Genomic DNA, 202 nt, shown 5'->3' with positions numbered 1-202 from the left:
CTAAAACTAACCGTGTAACAGCGGTCGATGTCAATGTTGGACACTTCAATTACACCGCTGGTCAAATCAACACTTTACCTAAACGTTTAAACCACCTCTATCAGCGTATCAAATATTATCAAAAGTCCTTAGCAAAAAAGCGCACAGTAAATGGGAAACGAGCTACTAAAAGTAATAATTATGTTAAGACGAGAGCCAAGTT

The 202-nt window shown here is 37.6% G+C and carries 1 pseudogene; it reads left to right on the top strand.

Going from position 1 to position 202, the window contains the following annotated elements:
• Positions 1–202 (top strand): annotated as a pseudogene (locus FC30_RS09770) (RNA-guided endonuclease TnpB family protein); the annotation flags it as partial.

This window comes from Ligilactobacillus animalis KCTC 3501 = DSM 20602 (genome assembly GCF_001434535.1).
GTDB lineage: Bacteria > Bacillota > Bacilli > Lactobacillales > Lactobacillaceae > Ligilactobacillus > Ligilactobacillus animalis.
Note: the sequence above shows the minus strand (reverse complement) of the source record. Positions and strands in the feature narration are given on the sequence as shown.